The sequence below is a fragment of the Litorivivens sp. genome, assembly GCF_057445395.1.
In genome coordinates this window covers 1-23,032 of the sequence record NZ_JBVBUV010000002.1, presented here as the reverse complement: position 1 = coordinate 23,032, position 23,032 = coordinate 1, and the positions used below count along the sequence as shown (strand labels likewise).

At 55.2% G+C, this 23,032-nt stretch carries 21 protein-coding genes; 19 read left to right on the top strand and 2 right to left on the bottom strand.

Annotated elements, in window-relative coordinates:
• The first annotated feature begins 174 nt into the window (after window positions 1-174).
• The 7 genes from AC222A_RS00900 to AC222A_RS00870 all read left to right on the top strand — a co-directional run bounded on the left by AC222A_RS00900 (window position 175) and on the right by AC222A_RS00870 (window position 6,859).
• Window positions 175-684: a (2Fe-2S)-binding protein gene (locus AC222A_RS00900; protein ID WP_372750242.1), complete on the top strand. Its 510-nt coding sequence runs from the start codon at window positions 175-177 to the stop codon at window positions 682-684.
• On the top strand, window positions 681-2,849 hold the full coding sequence (locus AC222A_RS00895; RefSeq protein ID WP_372759205.1) for a xanthine dehydrogenase family protein molybdopterin-binding subunit: 2,169 nt from the start codon (window positions 681-683) through the stop codon (window positions 2,847-2,849). Before AC222A_RS00900 ends, AC222A_RS00895 begins: the two co-directional genes overlap by 4 nt.
• Window positions 2,850-2,872: 23 nt before the next feature.
• Window positions 2,873-3,961 carry an MBL fold metallo-hydrolase gene (locus tag AC222A_RS00890; protein ID WP_372763725.1) on the top strand — a complete coding sequence of 363 codons (1,089 nt, stop codon included), beginning with the start codon at window positions 2,873-2,875 and terminating at the stop codon, window positions 3,959-3,961.
• Complete coding sequence (locus AC222A_RS00885) at window positions 3,962-4,390, top strand: HIT family protein (RefSeq protein ID WP_372759207.1); 429 nt, start codon at window positions 3,962-3,964, stop codon at window positions 4,388-4,390.
• Complete coding sequence (locus AC222A_RS00880; protein WP_372747659.1) at window positions 4,387-4,851, top strand: pyridoxamine 5'-phosphate oxidase family protein; 465 nt, start codon at window positions 4,387-4,389, stop codon at window positions 4,849-4,851. Before AC222A_RS00885 ends, AC222A_RS00880 begins: the two co-directional genes overlap by 4 nt.
• A 74-nt stretch (window positions 4,852-4,925) precedes the next feature.
• Window positions 4,926-5,846, top strand: a complete 921-nt coding sequence (locus AC222A_RS00875; RefSeq protein ID WP_372747658.1) for a GGDEF domain-containing response regulator — start codon at window positions 4,926-4,928, stop codon at window positions 5,844-5,846.
• A 140-nt stretch (window positions 5,847-5,986) separates the two neighbouring features.
• Entirely contained in the window at window positions 5,987-6,859 is an 873-nt protein-coding gene (locus tag AC222A_RS00870) for an amidohydrolase family protein (RefSeq protein ID WP_372747657.1), read from the top strand.
• 57 nt (window positions 6,860-6,916) lie between these two features.
• Here AC222A_RS00870 and AC222A_RS00865 read toward each other — a convergent pair whose 3' ends face one another.
• The gene (locus tag AC222A_RS00865; RefSeq protein WP_372747656.1) at window positions 6,917-7,696 is read right to left on the bottom strand and encodes an SDR family oxidoreductase; all 780 of its coding nucleotides are present in this window, start codon (window positions 7,694-7,696) and stop codon (window positions 6,917-6,919) included.
• Between the two features lie 310 nt (window positions 7,697-8,006).
• Between AC222A_RS00865 and npdG the strand changes: the two genes are divergently transcribed.
• The 6 genes from npdG to AC222A_RS00835 all read left to right on the top strand — a co-directional run bounded on the left by npdG (window position 8,007) and on the right by AC222A_RS00835 (window position 14,230).
• On the top strand, window positions 8,007-8,684 hold the full coding sequence (gene npdG, locus AC222A_RS00860) for an NADPH-dependent F420 reductase (protein ID WP_372747655.1): 678 nt from the start codon (window positions 8,007-8,009) through the stop codon (window positions 8,682-8,684).
• The gene (gene cofE, locus AC222A_RS00855; protein ID WP_372809414.1) at window positions 8,681-9,448 is read left to right on the top strand and encodes a coenzyme F420-0:L-glutamate ligase; all 768 of its coding nucleotides are present in this window, start codon (window positions 8,681-8,683) and stop codon (window positions 9,446-9,448) included. The genes npdG and cofE overlap by 4 nt, the downstream gene beginning before the upstream one ends.
• Window positions 9,449-9,455: 7 nt before the next feature.
• Complete coding sequence (cofD, locus tag AC222A_RS00850) at window positions 9,456-10,421, top strand: 2-phospho-L-lactate transferase (RefSeq protein ID WP_372747653.1); 966 nt, start codon at window positions 9,456-9,458, stop codon at window positions 10,419-10,421.
• Window positions 10,422-10,432: 11 nt separating this feature from the next.
• Window positions 10,433-11,158 (top strand): 2-phospho-L-lactate guanylyltransferase, encoded by a 726-nt coding sequence (gene cofC / locus AC222A_RS00845; RefSeq protein WP_372782514.1) that lies wholly within the window; start codon window positions 10,433-10,435, stop codon window positions 11,156-11,158.
• On the top strand, window positions 11,158-13,647 hold the full coding sequence (cofH, locus tag AC222A_RS00840; RefSeq protein ID WP_372747651.1) for a 5-amino-6-(D-ribitylamino)uracil--L-tyrosine 4-hydroxyphenyl transferase CofH: 2,490 nt from the start codon (window positions 11,158-11,160) through the stop codon (window positions 13,645-13,647). The genes cofC and cofH overlap by 1 nt, the downstream gene beginning before the upstream one ends.
• Window positions 13,648-13,792: 145 nt before the next feature.
• Window positions 13,793-14,230 carry a nuclear transport factor 2 family protein gene (locus AC222A_RS00835; RefSeq protein ID WP_372747650.1) on the top strand — a complete coding sequence of 146 codons (438 nt, stop codon included), beginning with the start codon at window positions 13,793-13,795 and terminating at the stop codon, window positions 14,228-14,230.
• A gap of 70 nt (window positions 14,231-14,300) precedes the next feature.
• On the opposite strand, the gene AC222A_RS00830 is transcribed toward AC222A_RS00835, so the two are convergent.
• Window positions 14,301-15,581, bottom strand: coding sequence for a citrate synthase (locus tag AC222A_RS00830; protein WP_372747649.1), 1,281 nt, complete (start codon window positions 15,579-15,581; stop codon window positions 14,301-14,303).
• Between the two features lie 481 nt (window positions 15,582-16,062).
• Between AC222A_RS00830 and sdhC the strand changes: the two genes are divergently transcribed.
• The 6 genes from sdhC to AC222A_RS00800 form a co-directional block, all read left to right on the top strand.
• The gene (gene sdhC / locus AC222A_RS00825) at window positions 16,063-16,437 is read left to right on the top strand and encodes a succinate dehydrogenase, cytochrome b556 subunit (protein ID WP_372747648.1); all 375 of its coding nucleotides are present in this window, start codon (window positions 16,063-16,065) and stop codon (window positions 16,435-16,437) included.
• Entirely contained in the window at window positions 16,431-16,796 is a 366-nt protein-coding gene (gene sdhD / locus AC222A_RS00820) for a succinate dehydrogenase, hydrophobic membrane anchor protein (RefSeq protein ID WP_372747647.1), read from the top strand. Before sdhC ends, sdhD begins: the two co-directional genes overlap by 7 nt.
• 3 nt (window positions 16,797-16,799) lie before the next feature.
• On the top strand, window positions 16,800-18,572 hold the full coding sequence (sdhA, locus tag AC222A_RS00815) for a succinate dehydrogenase flavoprotein subunit (protein WP_372758201.1): 1,773 nt from the start codon (window positions 16,800-16,802) through the stop codon (window positions 18,570-18,572).
• A 17-nt stretch (window positions 18,573-18,589) separates the two neighbouring features.
• Window positions 18,590-19,297: a succinate dehydrogenase iron-sulfur subunit gene (locus tag AC222A_RS00810; RefSeq protein WP_372747884.1), complete on the top strand. Its 708-nt coding sequence runs from the start codon at window positions 18,590-18,592 to the stop codon at window positions 19,295-19,297.
• A gap of 275 nt (window positions 19,298-19,572) precedes the next feature.
• Window positions 19,573-22,416 carry a 2-oxoglutarate dehydrogenase E1 component gene (locus AC222A_RS00805; protein WP_486774554.1) on the top strand — a complete coding sequence of 948 codons (2,844 nt, stop codon included), beginning with the start codon at window positions 19,573-19,575 and terminating at the stop codon, window positions 22,414-22,416.
• Between the two features lie 30 nt (window positions 22,417-22,446).
• The coding region (locus tag AC222A_RS00800; RefSeq protein WP_486774553.1) for a biotin/lipoyl-containing protein at window positions 22,447-23,032 on the top strand (586 nt) is incomplete at its 3' end.

Here is a 23,032-nt window from a genome sequence, read left to right as displayed (position 1 = left end):
ACCGAGAATCTTTGCGGCGAATACGCTTTTTCTGCGCGGCAGAAGGAAACTGGCGATGGCTTGGCGTATCATGTCGGCACAATGACGAAACCGTAACGCACAGCGGTTCATCCACGGCAGACTATGTCGGTCGCGTACAGATAGCGTAAGTTTTTTGGCATTTTAGGAAGGAAGATGGCAGTTACTACTTTTACACTCAATGGCCAGCAGCAGCGGCTCGATGTTGAACCCGATACGCCCCTGCTGTGGGTTATTCGAGAAGCCTGCGAGCTGACGGGAACCAAGTTCGGCTGTGGCCGAGGATTGTGCGGCGCCTGCACCGTGCATCTGGATGGGTATCCCGTACGGAGTTGCAGTTTTCCGGTGTCATTGGCCGAAGGTAAAACCATTACCACAATAGAGGGAATCGCGCCTTCGGAGGAAGAATTGCATCCGGTACAGCAGGTCTGGATGGAGCAGAGCGTCCCCCAGTGTGGTTACTGCCAATCGGGACAGATTATGGCGGCAGTTGCGCTACTGAAGCAAAACCCGGAGCCCAGTGACGATGCAATTGATTCTGCCATGAGCAATATTTGCCGGTGTGGCACCTATCCCCGTATTCGTACGGCAGTGAAAGAGGCCGCGCAGCGTATTCAAAGCGCGTCGATGGTTACCATCGTCGAGCCACAGGAGGCCGCACTATGACAACACTGAGTCGACGCAGCTTCTTCAAACAGTCTGCGGCACTGGGTGGCGGTATAGCGGTTGCCATCCATTTGGGCGGTTGTGGCTCCGAGCCTGTTTATCCCGGCGATCGCGAGAACGCACTTCAGCCAAACGCCTATCTGCAGGTTACCCCCGATGGCAAGGTAGTGTTCCAATTGCCGCGTGCTGAAATGGGGCAAGGTGTATACACCGGTCTGACAACCTTGGCGGCGGAAGAGCTAAACATGCCCGCCGAGCAGATAGTGGTTGAGCACGCCTACTACCATCCGGAATTTCGCGACCCGGAATTTCAGATGATGATGACCGGCGGCAGCGTTTCACTGCGCAATAACTTTATGCCCATCCGTCAGGCGGCTGCGAACCTGCGGGCCTGGTTGCGCGCGGCAGCTGCGCAGCAATATAAGGTGTCATTGGATGCGGTAGAGCTAAGTAATGGCCAAGTATTGGTGGAAGGTCGTGAGCCAGTGGGCTTTGGCGAACTTATAGAAACAGCGAACTCGCTGCCCGTACCTGAGAAAGCTCCCCTGAAAAGCCCAGCCGATTTCTCGCAGATTGGCCGGCACAGCGTGCGACTTGATGCGCGCGACAAAGTAACCGGTTCAGCCCGGTTTGGTATTGACTGTACGGTGCCGGGTACGCGCACGGCGGTCATGCGTCGCTGCCCGCACCTCGGCGGACGGGTGAAATCCTTTGATGCGAGTGCGGCCAAGGCCGTGAAGGGTGTTGAGGCGGTATTTGAAGTTAACGGCGGTGTCGCGGTGGTGGCATCCGGCTATTGGCCCGCGCGCAAAGCTGCTGATGCCCTCGACATTCAATGGGATAAGGGGCCTCTGGCGGGTCTAGATGACAATACCTTGCGCCAGCGACACGAGAAACTATTGCAGTCCGAAGGGCGTCAGGTAGCAGAAGTGGGCGACGCCGAAGCCGTCGCTGGTGAGCGCATGACAGCGCGCTATCGTGTGCCGATGTTGTCGCACAGCCCGATGGAACCGCCCAACGCGCTGGTTCAGGTGAGCGAGAACCGCGTGGAAGTGTGGACTGGTACCCAGGTACCAGACACGGCTATTGGTGTAGTGGCGGCAGCGCTGGAGCGACCACGTGAGCAGATTATCGTTCACAATCAGATGTTGGGCGGTGGCTTTGGTCGCCGTCTGGTCCCCGATTACATTGTCGAGGGCGCGCGTATTTCGGCGCGAACCGGTCACCCCATCAAGCTGGTGTGGAGCCGCGAGGACGATATACAGCACGACTATTATCGCCCGGCAGCAATGGCCGAGCTGAGTGCAACCGTCGACAACGGCAAAGTAACCAGCTTCAGCGGCAAAACTGTGGTGCCAAGTATTATGGGGCAGATTATGCCGATGTTTGCCGAAGCCGCCATGCCAGAGTGGTTGCCTCCGGCAATCCCGCGTAGTCTTGCGGGCCTGCTCAAGCATGTGGACACCTCCATGACTGAAGGCTTGGGCGATACCAATTATCAGTTCCCCTATAAAAAGATGGAAACGGTTCACGACGATACACCGATACCGGTGGGGTTCTGGCGCTCCGTGGGTCATTCACAGAATGCGTTTTTCACTGAAAGCTTTATCGACGAACTTGCGCATCGCCTCGGGCAGGATCCGGTGGAATTCCGCCTCATGCATATGCCGCACGACTCGCGACGCTATCGTGCACTGAAACTGGTGGCCGAAAAAGCTGGTTGGGGGAGGCCAACACCGGGGCAATTTCAGGGGGTGGCGGCCCACGATGCCTTTCACAGTTCGGTGGCACAGGTGGTGACTGCCTCGGTCGAAGGGACAAATATTCGGGTTCACAAGGTGGTATGTGCGGTGGATTGCGGGCTTGCCGTTAATCCCGACATTGTTATTGCCCAGATGGAGAGCGCGATCGTCTTCGGCCTGACCGCCGCGTTAAAAGCGGGTATTACCCTGGAAGATGGCAAGGTCAAGCAGAGCAACTTCCATGACTACCCCATGCTGTCGCTAGCTGAAACGCCGGAGATCGAAGTCCATATCGTACCCTCCACGGACGCACCGACAGGTGTAGGTGAGCCGGGGTTACCACCGGTCGCGCCAGCGCTGGCCAACGCCGTATTTGCGGCAACAGGACAGCGTTTGCGGGAACTGCCACTCAGGCTTGGCTAGCACCTAAAAACTTAAGGATTACTATGAGAGGTTTGCACTATCCCTTTGAAAATACTCCCATTCCTGGCGAATGGCAGCCCGTTGCGGAAGGTATATACTGGCTGCGGATGTCATTGCCCATGGCGCTCGATCACATCAATCTGTATGTGCTTGAGGATGACGAGGGTTGGTGGATTATCGACACCGGTATGGGGCTGGATAGCACGCAGAAGGCCTGGAATACGCTGTTCGACGGGCCGATGAAGGGTAAGCCGGTGGTGGGTGTCATTGTGACCCACATGCATCCGGACCATGTAGGTCAAGCGGGCTGGCTCTGTGAAAAATGGCGCGCACCGCTCTACATGAGTTTTGGCGAGTATTACAACGCCCGCACATTCTCGACGATGCCTTTTGATAAGGTTCCTTGGACCACACGCGAATACTTTATAGGCGCGGGTGTTGAACAGGATTACATGGACAAAATGCGGGCAAAAATGCGCGGTTTTGGCTCAATCATCGAGCCAATGCCACTGGCTTATCACCGATTGTGCGAGGGTGACGTGTTGTCAATCGGCGGCCGGGATTGGCGGGTCATGATAGGCAGCGGTCATTCCCCTGAACATGTCTGCCTGTTTAACGAGCGCGACCAGCTACTTTTTTCCGGGGACCAGATAATTCCCAGAATAACCAGTAATATCAGTGTGATGCCGTCGGAGCCCCGGGATAATCCGCTGCTACGCTGGATGGCGTCGCTGGATAGATTTCAGAAGGATCTGCCAGCAGAAACGCTGGTCTTTCCAGCTCATAACACGCCATTTACGGGTGTGCACAAACGTTTAAGCTATCTTAGAGAGCACCACGAGGATCATTTGCAGGCGGTAGAAGAGGCCTGTCTCACGCCGCAAACTGCCGTTCAGCTACTGCCGGTGCTTTTTTCCCGCGAGCTTGAGCTCACACAGATGAACCTGGCGCTGGGCGAGGCAATTGCACACATCAATTATCTTGTGGAAGCGGGGCGATTATCCTGCCAAACTGACGAAAAGGGCGTGCATTGGTACAAAACCGTGAGCGCCGAGGTTGCAACCCGCGCCGGGCGTGACCATCACAAAGATCCTGCACCGCTGGAGGTGTGAGTGGCGAGTGAGTGTATCTTCTGCCAGATAGCAGCCGGCAATGCGCCGGCGCATATCGTCTACACTGACAAGCAACTTATTGCTTTTCTCGACCTGTTTCCGGCTCATCGAGGTCATACTCTGATTATCCCGAAGCGACATAGTGACGATATTTTTACCGCTGATTCGGATGATATCGCCGCTGTTGGACGTTTATCGGTGCCGCTGGCGCGGGTTTTGGAGCGTATTACCGGGGCTGATGGTCTCGGTGTACACCAGTTGAACCGAGCGGCGGCTGGCCAGACCGTCTTTCATTATCACCAGCATTTGATCCCGCAGACTGCCGGTGAACCGCTTGCGATCCACGGCCGTAAGATGGGGGAGCAGGCAGAGCTGGCAGCGTTGGCAGCCCTTATCCAGCAAGAGCTGCGTGCGGAGATGAGCGGATGAAGCGCCGAGATTTGATAAGAATGGGCGACCAGGAAATCTGGACGTTTGTTGCTTCCCAGAAAAATGCCCAAGTATCAACTAACGGCAAAGATGGCTGGCCACACCTGACAACCCTCTGGTTTGCCATGGATGAGGGGGACGTCGTATTGGAAACGTTCACCAAGTCCCAGAAAATAAAAAACCTCGAACGGGATAATCGAATTACCGTGTTATTTGAATGCGGTACCGAGTATGAAGAACTCAAGGCGGTGGTGATCTATGGTCGAGCTGAGTTGATTCGCGACCCTGATGAGGTGCACCGATTGCACATGGCGGTATTGTTGCGCAATAACACCAGAGACTACCCTCAGGAGTTGTTGGTCGAGGCTACACGTAGCATGGTGCACAAGAAAACCGCTATCCGGGTCAAAGCGGAGCGCGTCGTCAGTTGGGATCACAGCAAACTGGATGTGCCGTATTAGTCCATGTGTTATACGAGCACAGCCCCGGCTTTGTTGTTAGAATAGTTGGAAATTGCGATTGCCCCTAAGGGTTTATGACAAAAATACTGGCCATAGATGACACGCCGTACAACCTGGATATTCTCAAAAATGGTCTTGAGGATGAAGGTTTTGCCGTTGTGACTGCAGAAAGCGGTCGCAAGGGGCTGGAGTTGATTGATCGCGAGTCACCGGAGCTGGTGCTGCTCGATATTGGTATGCCTGAGATGGACGGCCATCAGGTGTTACAACAAATTCGGCTCAGTGACGAGCACGGCGATTTGCCAGTGATTATTCTCACGGCTAACACCGAAGACAGCAATCTGGCGCGTTGCCTTGAATCAGGCGCCAATGATTACGTAACCAAACCTTTCAGCTTTACCGCGCTCGTTGCCCGTATCAATAACGTGCTGCGCACCCAGAAAGATACCCGCCAACTTAATCGTGATGTTGAAAAACTGAGAGATCTGGCCTATCGCGATGAAATGACCGGGTTGCTCAATCGTCGTGCGTTTTTTGAGCGGGCCAATGCCGAATTTGAAATTTCGAAATCGTCCGGTGAGCCGCTGGCCATTGCGATACTGGATATTGACCACTTTAAGATAATTAATGACACCTTCGGCCACGCTGCCGGCGACGAGGTTTTAAGCGCCTTTGGCAAGCTGCTCAAAAGCTGTTTGCGCCTACACGATATTGTGGGTCGCATTGGTGGCGAAGAATTTGCTGTGTGCTTGCCAAACTCACAAGCCATGCACGCCTACAATATTTTTGAGCGGTTACGCACTACGCTTGCCAAGCAGCAACTGCTTACAAATGATGATGGCACCACACACCAAGTGACCGTTAGTGTGGGAGTGGTCGGACTCACCGATCAGAAAGAGTTGGACAATCTGATGATTCTTGCGGATATGGCACTTTATCGTGCCAAGAATCAGGGGCGTAATCGCACCATTGTCGAAACCGGCGTCACCAACTGAGCCTCCAGTCTGCCGCAACTGACCGGATTTGCGGGTATATCTGACGTAGTTTGCTATTGAGAGAGAATGCTCCGTTGCGCAAGAATACGGGCATTCTTCGCGCACTTGTGCGCTGAAAACCAATAACGAGGACGCAACCTATGCCCATGCCCACCGATTTCCCGATCGTCGACCTGATGCTCAATGTGCCCGGTGAAGATAATAGCCAGTGGTACGAATTCATGAAGCCACTGCTCATGGACAAAGAAAGCCGTGAAATGTTCAAGTTTCCGGCACAGTACATGTTCAAAGATGTTCCTCAGATCGACGGCAAGGATGATTATATTGCCTACACCGTTGAGCAAATGGACAAGCACGGCATCCAGCGCGCTATGCTGGGTATCGACGACCACAATGTTGTGGCGAAAGAAGCGCTAGAGCGCTTTCCTGACCGTTTCTTCTGCTCTTATGAAGCCAACCCCAACAACGGCATGGAAGAAGTGCGCAAGATTGAACGTTTGCACAAAGAGTTTGGTATCAAAGCCGTTACTGCATTTGCTTCTGGTCTGTGTCCGCAAGTTCCATACAATGAGAACAAGTGGTACCCCATCTATGCCAAATTGGTTGAACTGGATCTGCCATTCTGTCCCTGTATCGGCGTGCCGGGACCGCGACTCCCGATGGCGCCGCAGAAGGTGGAATTACTGGACGAGATTTGCTGGTTCTTCCCCGAGCTGAAAGTTGTCATGCGTCACGGCGCTGAGCCCTGGGAGAAGTTGGCTTGGAAACTGATGCTCAAATACCCCAACCTGTACTACATGACCAGCGCCTTTGCACCCAAGCATTACCCGGAAGAAATCGTCAACTTCGCCAACAAGCGCGGCGCGGACAAAATCATGTATGCAGGCTACTTCCCCATGGGACTGTCGCTAGACCGTATCTTTAAGGATATGCCCAGCGTTCCGTTCAAAGATGAGGTGTGGCCCAAGTTCCTTGGTGACAACGCTCGCCGAGTCTTCAAGCTGGAAGACTAATCCATACAAAAAACCGGGGTCGGATCGAGTCTTTATCTCGATCCGACCCCGGTTTTTTTATTTGTCGGTGGCGTTGGCGGCGTCCAGGAAGGCGGGTTTTTCGCCGCCGCCGTGCAAGGTCACGGTTGTACCACTGATATAGGATGAAAGGTCACTCGCCAGGAACAGGCAGGCGTCGCCGATATCCTCAGGTAGCGCCATGCGTCCCAGCGGAATGGTTGAGCCTACAGCCGCAATGCCCGCTTCGTCTCCGTAATGCAGATGCGACTGTTCGGTACGGATCAGGCCGCCGATAATGGCGTTAATGCGCACTTTCGGCGCCCATTCCACTGCCAGAGAGGTACACAGATTAACGAGGCCGGCTTTGGCGGCACCGTAGGCGGCGGTTCCGGGCGAGGGGCGAATTGCCGAAACACTGGCGATATTGATGATAGAGCCGCCGCCTTCCTGTTGTTGCATTACCGCGTTAACACACTGTCCGAAATTCAGCGGCGCCAGCAGGTTAAGGCGAATGATGGATTCTGAAAAGCGCGGGGAAACGGTTGCTGCATCGGCGTAAGGTGCGCCGCCGGCATTGTTGACGAGTACGTCAATGCGGCCGTGTTCGTCCGCAACGCGATTGACAAAACTCTGAATCTGCTCGAAATCTTTTACATCGCAGGGAAGAAACTGGGCGCTGCGGCCATCGGCTTGGGGCAGGGCTTCAGGCTCTGAGCGGCCGCAGATCACTACGTGCGCACCGCAGCTCAAGAAGCGTTCGGTAATCCCCTTGCCTACGCCCTTACCGCCGCCAGTAACGATGACAACCTTGCCGCTGAAGTCGAGTCGATTTTCCATGTAATCCTCTTGGGTAGTGATGCGGTAGCCGCTGATAGTATAAGAGAAAGCCCGCTTGAATATCGGTGGGAGTATGCAGCGCCTGGGTGCCTCCCAGTGCAGGGCTTCCAAAAACCTCGCAAGCCTAGCGATAGCCTGCGAAGATTGTATCGTCCAAACGGGGCATATTGGCTGGCTATAGCGGTCAATTGGCAGCTTTCGTTAAATTTCTCGTCACAATAGGTAGTGGATGGCACTGTTGGCTTTTGAGAGAATGCAACGCGGCTTTTTGCCGTCCGAATAACAGCAGTAACTTACAGGAAGCGATCGAATGACAGATTCAAAACCGGTTTTGGCCATTCTGGGTGGCACAGGTGATCTAGGCACTGGTCTGGCGCGGCGCTGGGCAGAGGCGGGCTATCGGGTAATTATCGGCTCGCGCACTCAGGAAAAGGCGGAAGCTGCCGTTGCTGATCTGCAGCAGGTTATGGCGGAGCGTGGAGTCTCTGGTATCACCGTCGAAGCCATGGAAAACCTCGCGGCCGCGGAAGCTGCCAATATCGTGGCGATGACCGTTCCCTTCGCACACCATACGAGCACGCTGTCGTTGGTTAAACCCGCGCTGAAGGACAAAATCCTGATCGATGTAACGGTACCGCTGGTGCCGCCCAAAGTCGCTCGTGTCCAGTTGCCGGAGCAGGGCTCGGCCGGACAGATCGCGCAGGAATTGCTGGGCGAAGACACTCATGTGGTATCTGCCTTCCAGAATGTTGCGGCGCACCACCTGCAAGAAGGCCAGGGGCTGGATTGCGACGTGCTGGTTTGCGGTGATAAGAAAGATGCCCGCGCCCAGGTTATTGAACTGGTTGAGGCGGCCGGGATGCGCGGTTTCCACGCCGGGAGTATTGCTAATGCGGCAGCCGTCGAGGCTATGACATCGGTACTGATCTTCGTTAATAAGCAGTATAAATGTCATGCCGGTATTAAATTGACTGGTTTGCCGGAGTGAATCCGGATCTTTCACTGACGGTGCTTCCGGACTTTCCCCTGGTAGAGCCAGGGGATGATCTGGCGGATCTGATTATCGCCTGCTGCGAGCGTGCGGGACTCAAACTGCGCGACGGTGACGTACTGGCGCTGGCGCAAAAGATTGTCTCGAAATCTGAAGATCGCTATGCCTACCTTAACGAGGTAACACCGGGGAACGCGGCGGTTCAACTTGCCGCCGAGACCGATAAAGACCCGCGCCAGGTAGAGCTTATCCTGCAGGAATCTAAAGAGGTTGTGCGGCAGCGCAAGGGCGCCATTATCGTTGAGCATCGCGAAGGCTATGTGCATGCCAATGCGGGTATTGATGCGTCTAATATTGCCTCTGAACCGGATAACCCCCGGGTATTGCTACTACCGCTGGACTCCAACGTATCTGCGCGCCGATTGCGCGAAGCGATCAGTCAGCGACTGGGCGTTGATGTGTATGTGCTGATTAATGACAGTGCCGGTCGCGCCTGGCGCAATGGTACTTGCGGTTTTGCCTTAGGCAGCGCCGGATTTGAAGCGCTGGTCAATCGGATTGGTGATGCCGACCTGTTCGGCAGATCGCTTGAGGTAACCCAGATAGCGGTAGCGGACGAGTTGGCGGCTGCGGCATCGTTTCTGATGGGGCAGGCGGATGAAGGTGCGCCGGTCGTGCTGGTTCGCGGCGCAACCCTGCGACCCTCTGCAGCCGGCTGTGAAACCTTGATTCGTTCGAAATCTGAAGACCTTTTTCGATAGCGCCATCATGACAGTAATTAGCGGTAAGCACTCTATCCCTGGAAAAGTTCTCGCGCTAACCGGCGGTGTCGGCGGCGCTAAAATGGCGCGCGGTCTGATCGATTGTCTGGCGCCGGAGCAGCTGTTGATTGTGGCCAATACGGGCGACGATTTTGAGCACCTGGGGCTGACCATTTCTCCCGACCTTGATTCGGTTATGTACGCCCTGGCTGACCGTAACGACACGGAGCGGGGCTGGGGCTTGGCCGGTGAAACCTGGCAAGCTATGGAAGCGCTCGGTGAACTGGGCGGGCCAGACTGGTTTCGCTTGGGTGATCGCGACCTCGCGACCCACCTCAGGCGCAGTGCGTTGCTTGCTGAAGGGCAAAGCCTTACGAGCGTGACGTCGACGTTGTGCCAGTCACTCGGTATCGCCCACCGGTTGGTGCCGATGACGGATGATCGCGTGCGCACCATGGTGACAACGGAGCGCGGTGAGCTGGCGTTCCAGGAATATTTTGTACGCGAGCAGTGTGCGCCAAAGGTGAAGGGGTTTCGCTTTAGCGGTATAGAGCAGGCCTCTCCCTCGGCTGAAATGATGGCGTGGCTCGAGTCACCCGAACTTGCGGCAATTGTTATCTGTCCATCCAACCCCTTTGTGTCCGTTGATCCCATTCTGCAATTGCCGGGTGTGCGACGCGCGGTTGCCGCAGCGAAGGCACCGGTTATCGCGGTGTCGCCCATCGTTGGGGGAATGGCGGTCAAAGGTCCAGCTGCAAAAATGATGGAAGAGTTGGCTATGCCGTCGACAGCCACTGCTGTTGCGCAATGGTATGACACCCTGTTGAGCGGATTTGTTATTGATCTTGTAGATCGATCTCTGGCACCGTCGATGGCAGTTGAAACGCGGGTGGTATCAACCATGATGACCAGCCTGACCAGTAAAAGGCAGTTGGCGCGCGATGTGCTCGACTTTGCTCTAGACCTCAATTAGTGTGGCTTGCCATGTGGGTTTTTATTCCGTTAAAAGATTTTGTTAAGGCCAAGCAGAGATTGTCTGGCTTTCTCAGCCCGTCTGAGCGCCGTTGCCTGTTTCAGGCAATGGTCGAAGATGTGCTCGATGTGCTTACTCAGGTGAGCTCATTGGAGCGTATTATCCTGCTCTCCGACGATCCGGCAGCGACTCTGCTCGCGGAACACTACGGCATCGATTGCTGGAGCGAAAAAGCCCTTGGTGCAACAGGCCTGAACCCTGTGATCAATGCAGCCGTGAACTCCGTGGTCGGGCAGGTGGATGCGGCGATGGTGGTCCACGGTGACCTACCACTGGCCACGCAAGAAGAGTGGGAAGAAGTGCTGGCGGTGCATCGTCAGATCGTAAATCCGAACAAGCTAACATTGGTCACTGATCGGCACTGCGATGGCTCGAATGTTGTGGTCTGCAGTCCGCCGGGCGCATTGGCCTATGAGTATGGGCCGGAGTCCTGCCACCATCATCGGCAGCAGGCTCAGGATAACGGGCTGGTGGTCGAAATTCTGGAGCTTCAGGGTTTGAGTCGCGATGTAGATGACGGTGACGACCTGCTGGAACTGCTGAATCGGGATTGGGGCAGGCGTGGCCCAAAAACCCTGCAATATCTGCGCGAAAACAAACTCGATCTGCGGATCAAGGCGTTGATGACACGCGAAACAAATAGCGCTTTTATCAAAATGAACGCGGTACATAACTAATGGCAGATTGGCAAACCCTAGCGGACAAGGTTCGGCACCAAACAAGACTGAGCCATGCCGAGGCACTGTCGTTGGCAGAACTTTCCAGTGAGCACGATGATGAGCTGCTGGCGCTGGCCGGTAATCTTCGCGACGCCGGTTTTCGTAATGTGGTGACTTACTCGCGCAAAGTATTTCTCCCGTTAACCCACCTTTGTCGCGACGTTTGCCATTACTGCACCTTCGCCAAAACACCCAAACGCATTGATTCGCCGTACCTGAGCGTAGATCAGGTGCTGGACTCAGTGCGAGAAGCCGAAAAGATGGGGTGCAAGGAAGCCTTATTGACCCTGGGGGAAAAACCTGAACTTCGTTACAAGGCTGCCCGCGAGGCGCTGGCTGACATGGGCTTTGCCACTACACTCGAATACGTGGCCCATGTAGCGAAGCGGATTCTTGAAGAAACCAGTTTGCTACCCCACATCAATGCCGGCTGCATGACTGCCGAAGAAATTGCCATGCTACGGCCGGTGTCTGCATCCATGGGGATCATGCTGGAATCGGCGTCAGAACGGCTTGCCGAAAAAGGCATGCCGCACTACGGTTCGCCAGACAAAGACCCGGCCATACGGCTGGAAACCTTGCGTCTGGCGGGGGAAGCCAGGGTGCCATTTACCTCCGGCATACTGATCGGAATCGGTGAAACCCGTCGCGAGCGCATCGAATCGCTGTTGGCCTTGCGCGATGTACATGAGCAGCATGGCCACTTGCAGGAAATCATCGTACAGAATTTTCGCGCCAAACCCGATACGAAAATGGCGCAGGCCCCCGAGCCGGATTTGCAGGAATTGCTCTGGACTATTGCCGTATGTCGATTGATTTTTGGATCTAACATGAGTATCCAGGCGCCGCCGAATCTCAGTCCTGGCGTGCTGGAGAAGATTGTTGGTGCGGGCATTAACGACTGGGGTGGCGTATCGCCATTGACACCTGATTTTGTCAACCCAGAGGCTCCCTGGCCGCACCTGGACGAGCTTTCGCGTGAAACTGCCGTCGCCGGAAAATATCTGCAGGAACGGCTAACGATTTACCCGTCCTACGTTACTCGATTTGCAGATTGGCTGGCACCGGAGCTGCACGAGCACGTGCTATCAATCACCGATGCAGAGGGCTTTCCCAGAGTCGATAGTTGGCTTACCGGGCAGCACACAGAACTGCCGGCGGAAGATCTACGGTGGCTTGGCGCGGATGTTGCCGAAGCGCGGGTTTCGCCTGAAATTAAGGATATTTTAGCGCGTGCCATGGCGGGTGAGGCGCTGCCTGAGGGCGACGTGGTGCGCCTGTTTCAAAGTCGCGGACCAGACTTTTCTGCGGTTATTCGCGCAGCTGACTCAATCCGTCAGGCAGTCTGCGGTGAGCGCGTCAGTTATGTAGTGAACCGCAATATTAATTACACCAATATTTGTTATTTCAAATGTCAGTTTTGCGCATTTTCAAAGGGCAAGCTGAGCGAAAATCTGCGCGGCAAACCCTACGACCTCAGTGCGGAAGAGATTGCGCGACGCTGTAGTGAAGCGTGGGATCGCGGCGCTACTGAAGTGTGCATGCAGGGCGGGATTCATCCGGAATACACGGGCCAAACTTACCTCGATATCCTCGCCACGGTGCGCGCTGCAACGCCGGATATGCATATTCATGCGTTTTCGCCACTGGAAGTCTGGCAGGGCGCCGCAACGCTGGGTCTGGAAGTGGAAACGTTCCTGAAGCAGCTCAAGCAGGCGGGTTTGAACACCCTTCCTGGCACCGCCGCGGAAATTCTCGACGACGAGGTGCGGGCGATCATTTGCCCCGACAAGATTGACACCCAGCAGTGGCTCGGGGTGATGGAAGCGGCCCACAACGTGGGTTTGCGCAGCACGGCTACGATTATGTTCGGGCACGTAGACCGGCTGGAGCATTGGGCTCGCCATTTGCTGCGGGTACGGTCTCTGCAGGCCCGCACTGGGGGCTTCACTGAGTTTGTGCCGCTGCCTTTTGTGGCATCGGAAGCGCCGGTCTACCTGAAAGGCAAGGCGCGCAGAGGGCCTACCTTCCGTGAATCGGTATTGATGCACGCGGTGGCTCGCCTGGTGTTTAACGGTTTGATTAGTAATATTCAGGCGTCGTGGGTGAAATTGGGGCACAACGGTGTCGAGGCCTGCCTCAATGCAGGCGTGAACGACGTGGGTGGTACGCTAATGAACGAAACCATCACCCGTGCTGCCGGTGCCACCCATGGCCAGGAAACATCGCCCCAGCAGATGGATGCGCTGATTCGTGCTATGCAGCGCGAACCGCAGCAGCGCACAACCCTGTATCAGGCTGTGTCGGAAGAGCGTCAGCAGGCAGCTCGTCAGGCGGGTGCGTTGCTCGACGTGGTGAACACTCCGGCCAAAAAGTACGAGCGTGAGCGCGGCCGCAAGAAAGTACTGGTTAAAAATGCGGGCAGTGAACTGATCGCATCTAGTTGATCTGATCTCACTGTTTTGGGCTAGGCGCGGCCCACGTCCCTTGGCATAGAATCCGATAGTTCACGTGCGCCTGCGGGGCTGGCCTATGCTGAGAGAGCGTTCGGCCTGCAGGCGGAGATTACCGTCAATAATAAAGGATTCCTACATGTCCACGACCCCTGATCAGGTTAGAGAAACCATCAATCAGTACGTCCAGGCCTGGGCGACGGGTGACAAAGCCCTGTTGCTCTCCATTTTTGCCGAAGATGCCAGTTGGGAAGATCCAGTTGGTACGCCTGCGTTTATCGGGCATGAGGGGATCGAGCAGTTCTGGAATTTCGCGTACCCGAAGGAGGAGGGCAGATCACTCACCCCGGTGCCGCATCAGATTATTGCTTGTGGCAATGAGGGGATTTTGCGCTTTACCATGCAGGTGCGAGTGCCGGCCGAAAACAAGGGGTTGGATTTGTTGGTGACCGATCATTTTGAGATTAATGATGCTGGAAAAATTCAGCGGGCCAGAGCGTTTTGGGATGAGAGCTGTGTCTCCTGCCCCGACTCAATGGAGATGTTTGTGCCGGATATGAGTGCCGCCCACGGTTGATTTCCTCCCTTTGCGTCAGACGAAAAAAAGGCCGCATTAAGCGGCCTTTTTTTTCAAGCTAATGTTGCAATCAACGCTTTTCGAGATCCACAAAGTCGCGCTGCGCTGGGCCAGTATAAAGCTGGCGTGGGCGGCCAATACGCGAATTGTCTCCGTGCATTTCGTTCCAGTGAGCAATCCAGCCGGGAGTACGACCCAGGGCGAAGATTACAGTGAACATTGAGGTCGGAATGCCCAGAGCCTTCAGGATAATGCCGGAGTAAAAATCGACGTTGGGGTAGAGCTTCTTCTCGATGAAGTAGTCATCTTCCAGCGCAATTTTTTCCAAACGCGTTGCAATTTTCAGCAGCGGATCGTCTATACCCAGTTCGCCCAGAACTTCGTCGGCCACTTTCTTCATCACGCGTGCACGCGGGTCGAAGTTTTTATAAACGCGGTGCCCAAAGCCCATCAGGCGGAACGGGTCGTTCTTGTCTTTGGCGCGGGCAACACATTCATCAACGCGTGACTCGTCGCCGATCTCGTTCAGCATTTCCAGTACGGCTTCGTTGGCACCACCGTGCGATGGTCCCCACAGGGCCGCGATGCCAGCAGAGATACAGGCAAAGGGGTTGGCGCCAGTTGAACCTGCCAGGCGAACAGTCGACGTAGAGGCGTTCTGTTCATGGTCGGCGTGGAGCAGGAAAATGGTGTCCATGGCTTTCGCCAGAATTGGGTTCACCTTGTACTCTTCACAGGGGTTGCCAAACATCATGTACAGGAAGTTCTCAGAATAGGTGAGATCGTTGCGCGGGTACATGAACGGCTGACCAATGGTGTATTTGTAGGTCATGGCCGCTAGAGTGGGCATTTTCGCCATCAGGCGAATGGCAGAAATTTCACGGTGCTCTTCGTCAGAGATGTCGAGCGAATCGTGGTAGAACGCAGACAGTGCGCCGACAACGCCGCACATGATGGCCATCGGGTGGGCGTCGCGACGAAAGCCCTTGAAGAAGGTGCTCATCTGGTCGTTCACCATGGTGTGCATGCGCACATTGTTGGTGAATCGCTCTTTCTCCTGCTTGGAGGGAAGCTCTCCGTACAGCAGCAGGTAGCAGGTTTCCAGAAAATCAGATTTCTCTGCCAGCTGCTCGATGGGGTAGCCGCGGTGCAGCAGCACACCCTTGCCACCATCGATGTAAGTGATTTTGGATTCGCAAGATGCGGTAGACACGAACCCGGGGTCGTAGGTGAAGTAACCTTCGCCCGTCAATGCACTTACTTCGATTACGTCTGGGCCGATAGTACCTGAGTACACGTTCAGGTCGATGGTTTTGCCATCTATCGCCAGACTGGCTTTCTTGTCACTCATTACGACGAGCTCCTGTAAATAATATGTCTTGTGAACGTCCATTATCCGGAGCGACAAATATAGAGCCTCGAATTGTTTTGTCAACGTTGCATACTTTGGCGTTTTAGCGTTTAGAGGTGGTGAAACCGGTTAAAAATTGGTCGTCTTGGCTGCCGAAACGATGGTTTGCTCCGAAATGGGGCAGAATAGCCAAATGTGAGCATTGAATTGCCATATTTTGGCGCCGAAAGTTCGCTAAGCGCTTGAAAAAACATTTTTTTGCACCGCGGAAACGTCCTCCGAAGCGGTTTGTAATTGCCCTGTGATGGCCCTATAATGCGCGGCGTTTCCGCTATGCACGGTATTCACACTATATATAGTGTCTATTGTAGTGTTTCTGCCGTGCTCCGGTATCGCCGTTTGGTCGTACCAATGGGAAAGACGTAGCTCCACATCCTTTTAATCGCCCGCGCAAGCCGGGCCAGAAAAAGTGTGAATAACCGTGAACGATAAACGACCCGTAAACCTTGATATTGGGACGATAGCGCTGCCTGTCACCGCGATCGCGTCCATCCTGCACCGTGCGAGTGGTGCATTTATATTCTTCGCCGTAGCCATCCTCTTTGCCCTTTTGGGTCAAAGCCTTAGCGGCCCTGAAGGCTTTGCCGCCGCCCAGGAGTGTTTAGACTCCTTCATCGGCAAATTCTTAGTGTGGGGTACGCTGGCTGGCATCATTTACCACTCTGCAGCCGGTGTTAAGCACCTGGTGATGGATGCCGGTATCGGTGAATCCATGGAAGGCGGTGTGCGCGGTGCGCAGATCGTGTTCGTCACATCAGCAGTTCTGATCGTTATTGCGGGGTTGTGGGTATGGTAAAGGCAGTGACAAGTTTTGGCCGTAGCGGCCTGTCAGACTGGCTGGTACAACGGGTCAGCGGCGTTATTCTGCTGGTGTTCGCACTGGTTATGGTCTGCAAGCTCGGCTTCGGTGGCGAGCTAACCTACGAAGGCTGGAAAGCCTTTTTTGACAGCATCGCTATACAGGTGCTGACCACGGCGGCGCTGTTGTCGCTGGTAGCTCACGGCTGGATCGGTATGTGGTCAATCTCCACTGACTACTTTACCGAGCGCCTGATGGGGCCCAAAGGCACCGTCATTCGTCTGGCTTTCCAGGCATTGTGTGCTGTTGTGCTGTTTACTTACCTCGTCTGGGGTTTGCGGATTCTGTGGAGCTGATCAATGAGTAAGATTCGAACAATTTCTTTCGACGGCGTGATCGTCGGTGGCGGCGGCGCCGGTATGCGCGCTGCTCTGCAATTGGCCCAGTCCGGCTACAAGACTGCGGTAATTTCCAAGGTATTCCCAACCCGTTCACACACGGTTTCAGCTCAGGGTGGTATCACCTGTGCGATCGCCAGTAACGACCCGAACGACCAGTGGGAATGGCACATGTACGACACCGTCAAGGGCTCCGATTACATCGGTGACCAGGACGCGATCGAATACATGTGTTCCGTGGGCCCTGAAGCTGTATTTGAGCTGGACCATATGGGCTTGCCATTTTCCCGTACTGAGGAAGGCCGTATTTACCAGCGTCCTTTTGGTGGTCAGTCCAAGAATTTTGGTGAGGGCGGTCAGGCTGCCCGTACCTGTGCTGCAGCTGACCGTACCGGTCACGCGCTGTTGCACACCCTGTATCAGGGCAACCTGAAGAACAACACCGTGTTCTTTAATGAGTGGTACGCCACCGATATCGTCAAGAATCAGGACGGTGCCGTTGTCGGCGTTATCGCCATCTGTATTGAAACCGGCGAAGTGGTTTACGTGAAATCGAAAGCCACCGTATTTGCTACCGGCGGTGCTGGTCGTATCTACGCCTCTACCACCAACGCTCACATCAACACCGGTGACGGTATCGGGATGGCGCTGCGCGCAGGCTTCCCGGTGCAGGACATCGAGATGTGGCAGTTCCACCCGACTGGTATTGCCGGCGCGGGCGTTCTGGTTACCGAAGGTTGCCGTGGTGAAGGTGGATACCTGATTAACAAGGACGGCGAGCGTTTCATGGAGCGTTATGCGCCCAACGCCAAGGACTTGGCCGGCCGTGACGTGGTAGCCCGCTCGATGGTTCTTGAGATTCTCGACGGTCGCGGTTGTGGCCCCGAAGGCGATCACGTCTTCCTGAAGCTTGATCACCTGGGTGAAGAGGTTCTGGAAAGCCGTCTGCCCGGTATCTGTGAGCTGAGCCGCACTTTCGCCCACGCTGATCCGGTCAAAGAGCCGATTCCAGTGGTTCCAACCTGTCACTACATGATGGGTGGTATTCCAACGAATATTCACGGCCAGGCCCTGACGCTTGATGCCAATGGCGAAGAGCAGGTTATTCCCGGTCTGTACGCCTGTGGTGAAGTGGCATGTGTATCTGTTCACGGCGCCAACCGTCTCGGCGGCAACTCGCTGCTGGATCTGGTGGTGTTTGGCCGAGCCTCTGGTCTGCATATTGAGAAGTCGCTACGCGAAGGCATTGAAATGCGCGATGCTACCGATACCGATATTCAGGCGGCGGCAGCCCGTATCCATGCGCTGGATAACACGTCTGGTGGCGAGAGTGTTGCAGCACTGCGCAAAGAGCTGCAGAACACCATGCAGAATCACTTCGGCGTATTCCGCAACGAGAAATTCATGCAGGAAGGCATCAAGAAACTGGCCGATCTGCGCGAGCGCATCAACAATGCTCACCTTGAAGATAAGAGCATGGCCTTCAACACGGCCCGTATCGAGGCGCTTGAGCTGCACAACCTGTTTGAAGTGGCTGAAGCGACGGCGGTTGCCGCCGAAGCGCGTAAGGAAAGCCGCGGTGCGCACGCCCGTGAAGACTACACAGAGCGTGACGACGAGAACTGGCTGTGTCACTCCATGTACTTCCCCGGTGAAAAACGTGTGGGTAAACGCGCTGTGAACTTCGCGCCGAAAACCCGCGAAGCGTTTGAACCGAAAACACGTACCTACTAAGTCGGGGAGATCAAAGAATGTTGCAAGTAAGTCTGTACCGCTACAACCCTGAGGTTGATCAAGAGCCGTACATGCAGGACGTTGAGGTCGATACCGGCGGTAAAGATCTGATGGTGCTGGATGTGCTGGAGCTGCTGAAAGCGCAGGATCCAAGCCTTGGCTATCGCCGCTCCTGCCGTGAAGGTGTGTGTGGTTCTGATGGCATGAACATTAATGGCAAGAATGGACTGGCCTGTATCATGCCACTGTCTGAGGCGCTGAAGGGCGGGAACAAGCTGATTCTGCGTCCGCTGCCCGGTTTGCCGGTTATCCGCGACCTGGTTGTCGACATGGCGCTGTTCTACAAGCAGTACGAGAAGGTTAAGCCGTACCTGATCAACGATACCCCGGCGCCGGCCATCGAGCGATTGCAGTCGCCCGAAGATCGCGCCAAGCTCGATGGTTTGTACGAGTGTATTCTCTGTGCGTGCTGTTCTACATCGTGTCCGTCGTTCTGGTGGAACCCGGATCGCTTTATCGGCCCGGCTGGTCTGCTGCAGGCCTACCGTTTCCTGGCTGATAGCCGCGATACGGCCCAGAAGGAGCGATTGGCCAACCTGGATGATCCGTTCAGCGTTTTCCGTTGCCACGGTATCCAGAACTGTGTGAATGTGTGCCCTAAAGGTCTGAACCCGACCCGCGCAATTGGCCATATTCGCAATATGCTGCTGGCTAACGCCACCTGAGTCAGTAGTTAAGTTTGTCAGGTATTTTATTGTAATACTTGAAATTCCGGCCCAGAGTGGCATTGTTGTCTTTGGGCCGGAACGCCTGTCTTGACTGACCTCAGTTGAGCGAGCGCAGTACGTCTACAATAGAAAAGAGGAACCGAATAACCCCAGCGGTTATCTGTATAATTCAGTCGGTTCTCGTGATAGCCCCACCCGCATTCGGGGGAGAGCGGTGGGCGTTGCGCGAAGCGGTTCAAAGCGGATACCGCGTTTGAAGCAGGTGAAAATCCATGCAAAAAGGCTCGATGGAGTTGCTTTGGAGCAGTTCCCATATTTCGGGTGGAAATGCCGAGTACGTCGAACAGATGTACGAAACATTCCTGACAGATCCAAATGCCGTACCAGAGGTATGGCGAAACTATTTTGAAAAACTCCCGCGCGTTACCGAGCAGGTCGTTCGTGACATACCGCATTCGCCGGTACGCGAACATTTTGCCAATCTGGCGAAGGTTAAAGTTCGTCCTTCAGCCGCGGCAGCCAGCCCCGTCTCTGATCACGAGCGCAAGCAGGTTCGTGTTATTCAACTTGTCAGCGCCTACCGTCAGCGCGGCCATCAGAAGGCCAAACTCGACCCGCTGAATCTTTGGCAGCGACCGCCGGTCGCAGACCTTGATCTTCATTACCACCAACTCAGCGACGCTGATCGTGACACCGTGTTTCAGACCGGCAGCCTGTTTATCGGTAAGGATCAGGCAACGCTCGGCGAAATCCATGAGGCTCTGGAGCGTACGTACTGCGGTACCGTGGGCGCGGAGTTCATGCATATCGTCAATACTGAAGAGCGTCAGTGGATTCAGCAGCGTATGGAAAGTGTACGCTCGCGTCCCGAGTACGGATCAGACGTTAAACACCATTTGTTGGAACGCCTGACTGCGGCCGAGGGTCTGGAAAAATCCTTGGGTTCTAAGTTTCCGGGTACCAAGCGCTTTGGTCTAGAGGGCGGTGAAAGCCTGATTCCGATGATGGATGCCATGATCCAGCGTGGTGGCGCCTACGGTAACAAGGAAATTGTTATCGGCATGGCTCACCGTGGTCGCCTTAACGTACTGGTCAACATACTGGGCAAAAACCCCGGTGAACTGTTTGACGAGTTTGAAGGCAAGGCTCGCTACCAGGGTTCGGCCGATGTGAAGTATCACCAGGGCTTTTCCTCCAATGTGATGACCAGTGGTGGCGAAGTGCATCTGGCGCTGGCGTTTAACCCGTCTCATCTGGAAATTGTTTCGCCAGTGGTGGAAGGGTCGGTGCGCGCCCGTCAGGATCGTCGCGACGATGAAGTGGGCGACAGTGTCATGCCGATTGTCATGCATGGTGATGCCGCGTTTGCGGGGCAGGGCGTGGTCATGGAAACCTTCCAGATGTCGCAGACCCGCGCCTACCGCACCGGCGGCACGGTTCATATCGTGATCAACAACCAGGTGGGTTTTACCACCAGTTGTCCGGAAGATGCGCGCTCCACCGAGTACTGTACCGATGTTGCAAAAATGGTGCAGGCACCCATCTTCCATGTGAACGGTGATGATCCCGAAGCGGTATTGTTTGTCAGCCAGCTGGCCGTGGACTTCCGTCAGGAATTCAAAAAAGACGTCGTTATCGATCTGTTGTGCTACCGCCGTCGCGGCCATAATGAGGCCGACGAGCCGTCTGGTACGCAGCCGCTGATGTACGCCCAGATCAAACAACAAAAATCGACACGTGAGCTTTATGCTGCCTCGTTGATTGAGCAGGGCATTGTCGACAAAGAAGGCGTCGACACGATGGAAACCGAATACCGTGCCGCGCTTGACGAAGGTAAGCACGTGGTCAAAAGTCTGGTCATGGAGCCTAACAGCGGCATGTTTGTCGACTGGCGGCCCTTTATTGGACATGACTGGGGTGCACCCGGCGATACCACCTTTGAAGAAAAGCGTCTGCGGGAACTGGCTAACACCATCAACACTATTCCCGAAGGCTTTTCACTGCAGCGTCAGGTCTCCAAGATTTACGAAGATCGTCGCAAAATGGCAGCCGGCGCCACGCCCATCAATTGGGGGTTTGCCGAAACGCTGGCCTACGCCACGTTGCTGGAGCAAGACTACGCCGTGCGTATTACCGGCCAGGACGTAGGGCGCGGTACCTTCTCTCACCGCCACGCGGTGCTGCACAGCCAGAAAGATGGTCAAACCTATACGCCGCTCAAGCACGTTTCTGAAAATCAGCCGCGATTTACCATTTATGACTCGCTGCTGTCGGAAGAGGCGGTACTGGCTTTTGAATACGGTTACGCCACAACCCAGCCCAATACCCTGGTGATCTGGGAAGCCCAGTTTGGCGACTTTGCCAATGGTGCCCAGGTGGTCATTGACCAGTTTATCAGCAGCGGCGAGTTCAAGTGGCAGCGGCTGTGTGGCCTGACCATGCTGTTACCACACGGCTATGAAGGACAGGGCCCCGAGCACTCGTCGGCGCGTCTGGAGCGCTTCATGCAGCTGTGTGCAGAGCACAATATGCAGGTCTGCGTACCTTCCACACCGGCGCAGGTTTATCACATGCTGCGTCGGCAGATGGTTCGGCCTATGCGTCGGCCGCTGATCGTCATGTCGCCGAAAAGTCTGCTCCGTCACAAGGATGCGGTCTCCACGATGGAAGAGCTGGCCAACGGTAGCTTCCAGACGGTCATTGACGAGGTGGATAATCTCGACAAGAGCAAGGTTAAGCGCCTGATTCTGTGCAGCGGCAAGGTCTACTACGACCTGTTGGAAAAGCGCCGCGAGCACGAAAAAAACGATATTGCGATTGTGCGTATGGAGCAGTTGTATCCCTTCCCATACGATCGCCTCAAAGAGGTGATTGGTGGCTACCCGAACCTGAAAAAAGTGGTTTGGTGCCAGGAAGAACCGCGCAACCAGGGGGCCTGGTACAACAGTCGTCACCGGATACTGCGCGTTGTGCACAGTTTCCGCCCGGACAAGAACCTGTTGCTGGGCTACGTGGGGCGCGACCCTTCGGCCTCGCCTGCGGCCGGTTATGCGGCACTCCATTTGGAGCAGCAGACTCGCTTCATACACGAAGCGCTAAGAATAGAAACACACTGACAACCCGGTATTGGTATTTAAGGAATTCTGATGACAACCGAAATCAAGGCACCCACTTTTCCCGAGTCAGTGGCCGATGGCACCATCGCGACCTGGCACAAGCAGCCCGGTGAGGCCTGTAAGCGCGATGAGCTGCTTGTTGATATCGAGACTGACAAAGTTGTGCTGGAAGTGGTTGCTCCAGCTGACGGCGTCGTCGAAGAAATTGTAAAAGCTGAGGGTGAGACTGTCCTGAGCGACGAAGTGATAGGTCGATTCAAGGAAGGGGCCAGCGGCAGTGCATCTGCTGACAAGGCCGAGACCAAGAAAGAAGACGAGCCCAAGACGGAAGAATCTGCGCCGGCAAAATCGGCCGAGGATCTGAAAGTCAGTCCGGCGGCGCGCAAAATGATCGAAGAAAACGGTCTGGACGCTGCGGCTATCACGGCAACAGGCAAGGGCGGTCTGATTACCAAGGAAGACGTTGTTTCCCACATGGAGCAACCCAAGGCGACAGACAAGCCTGAGGCGGCTGCCAAGGCCACGTCCTCGCAAGCGCCGGAAAAAGCCTCACTGGATAATCTGGTGGTGGGTGAGCGCGTCGAAAAACGCGTGCCAATGACCCGGATGCGCGCCC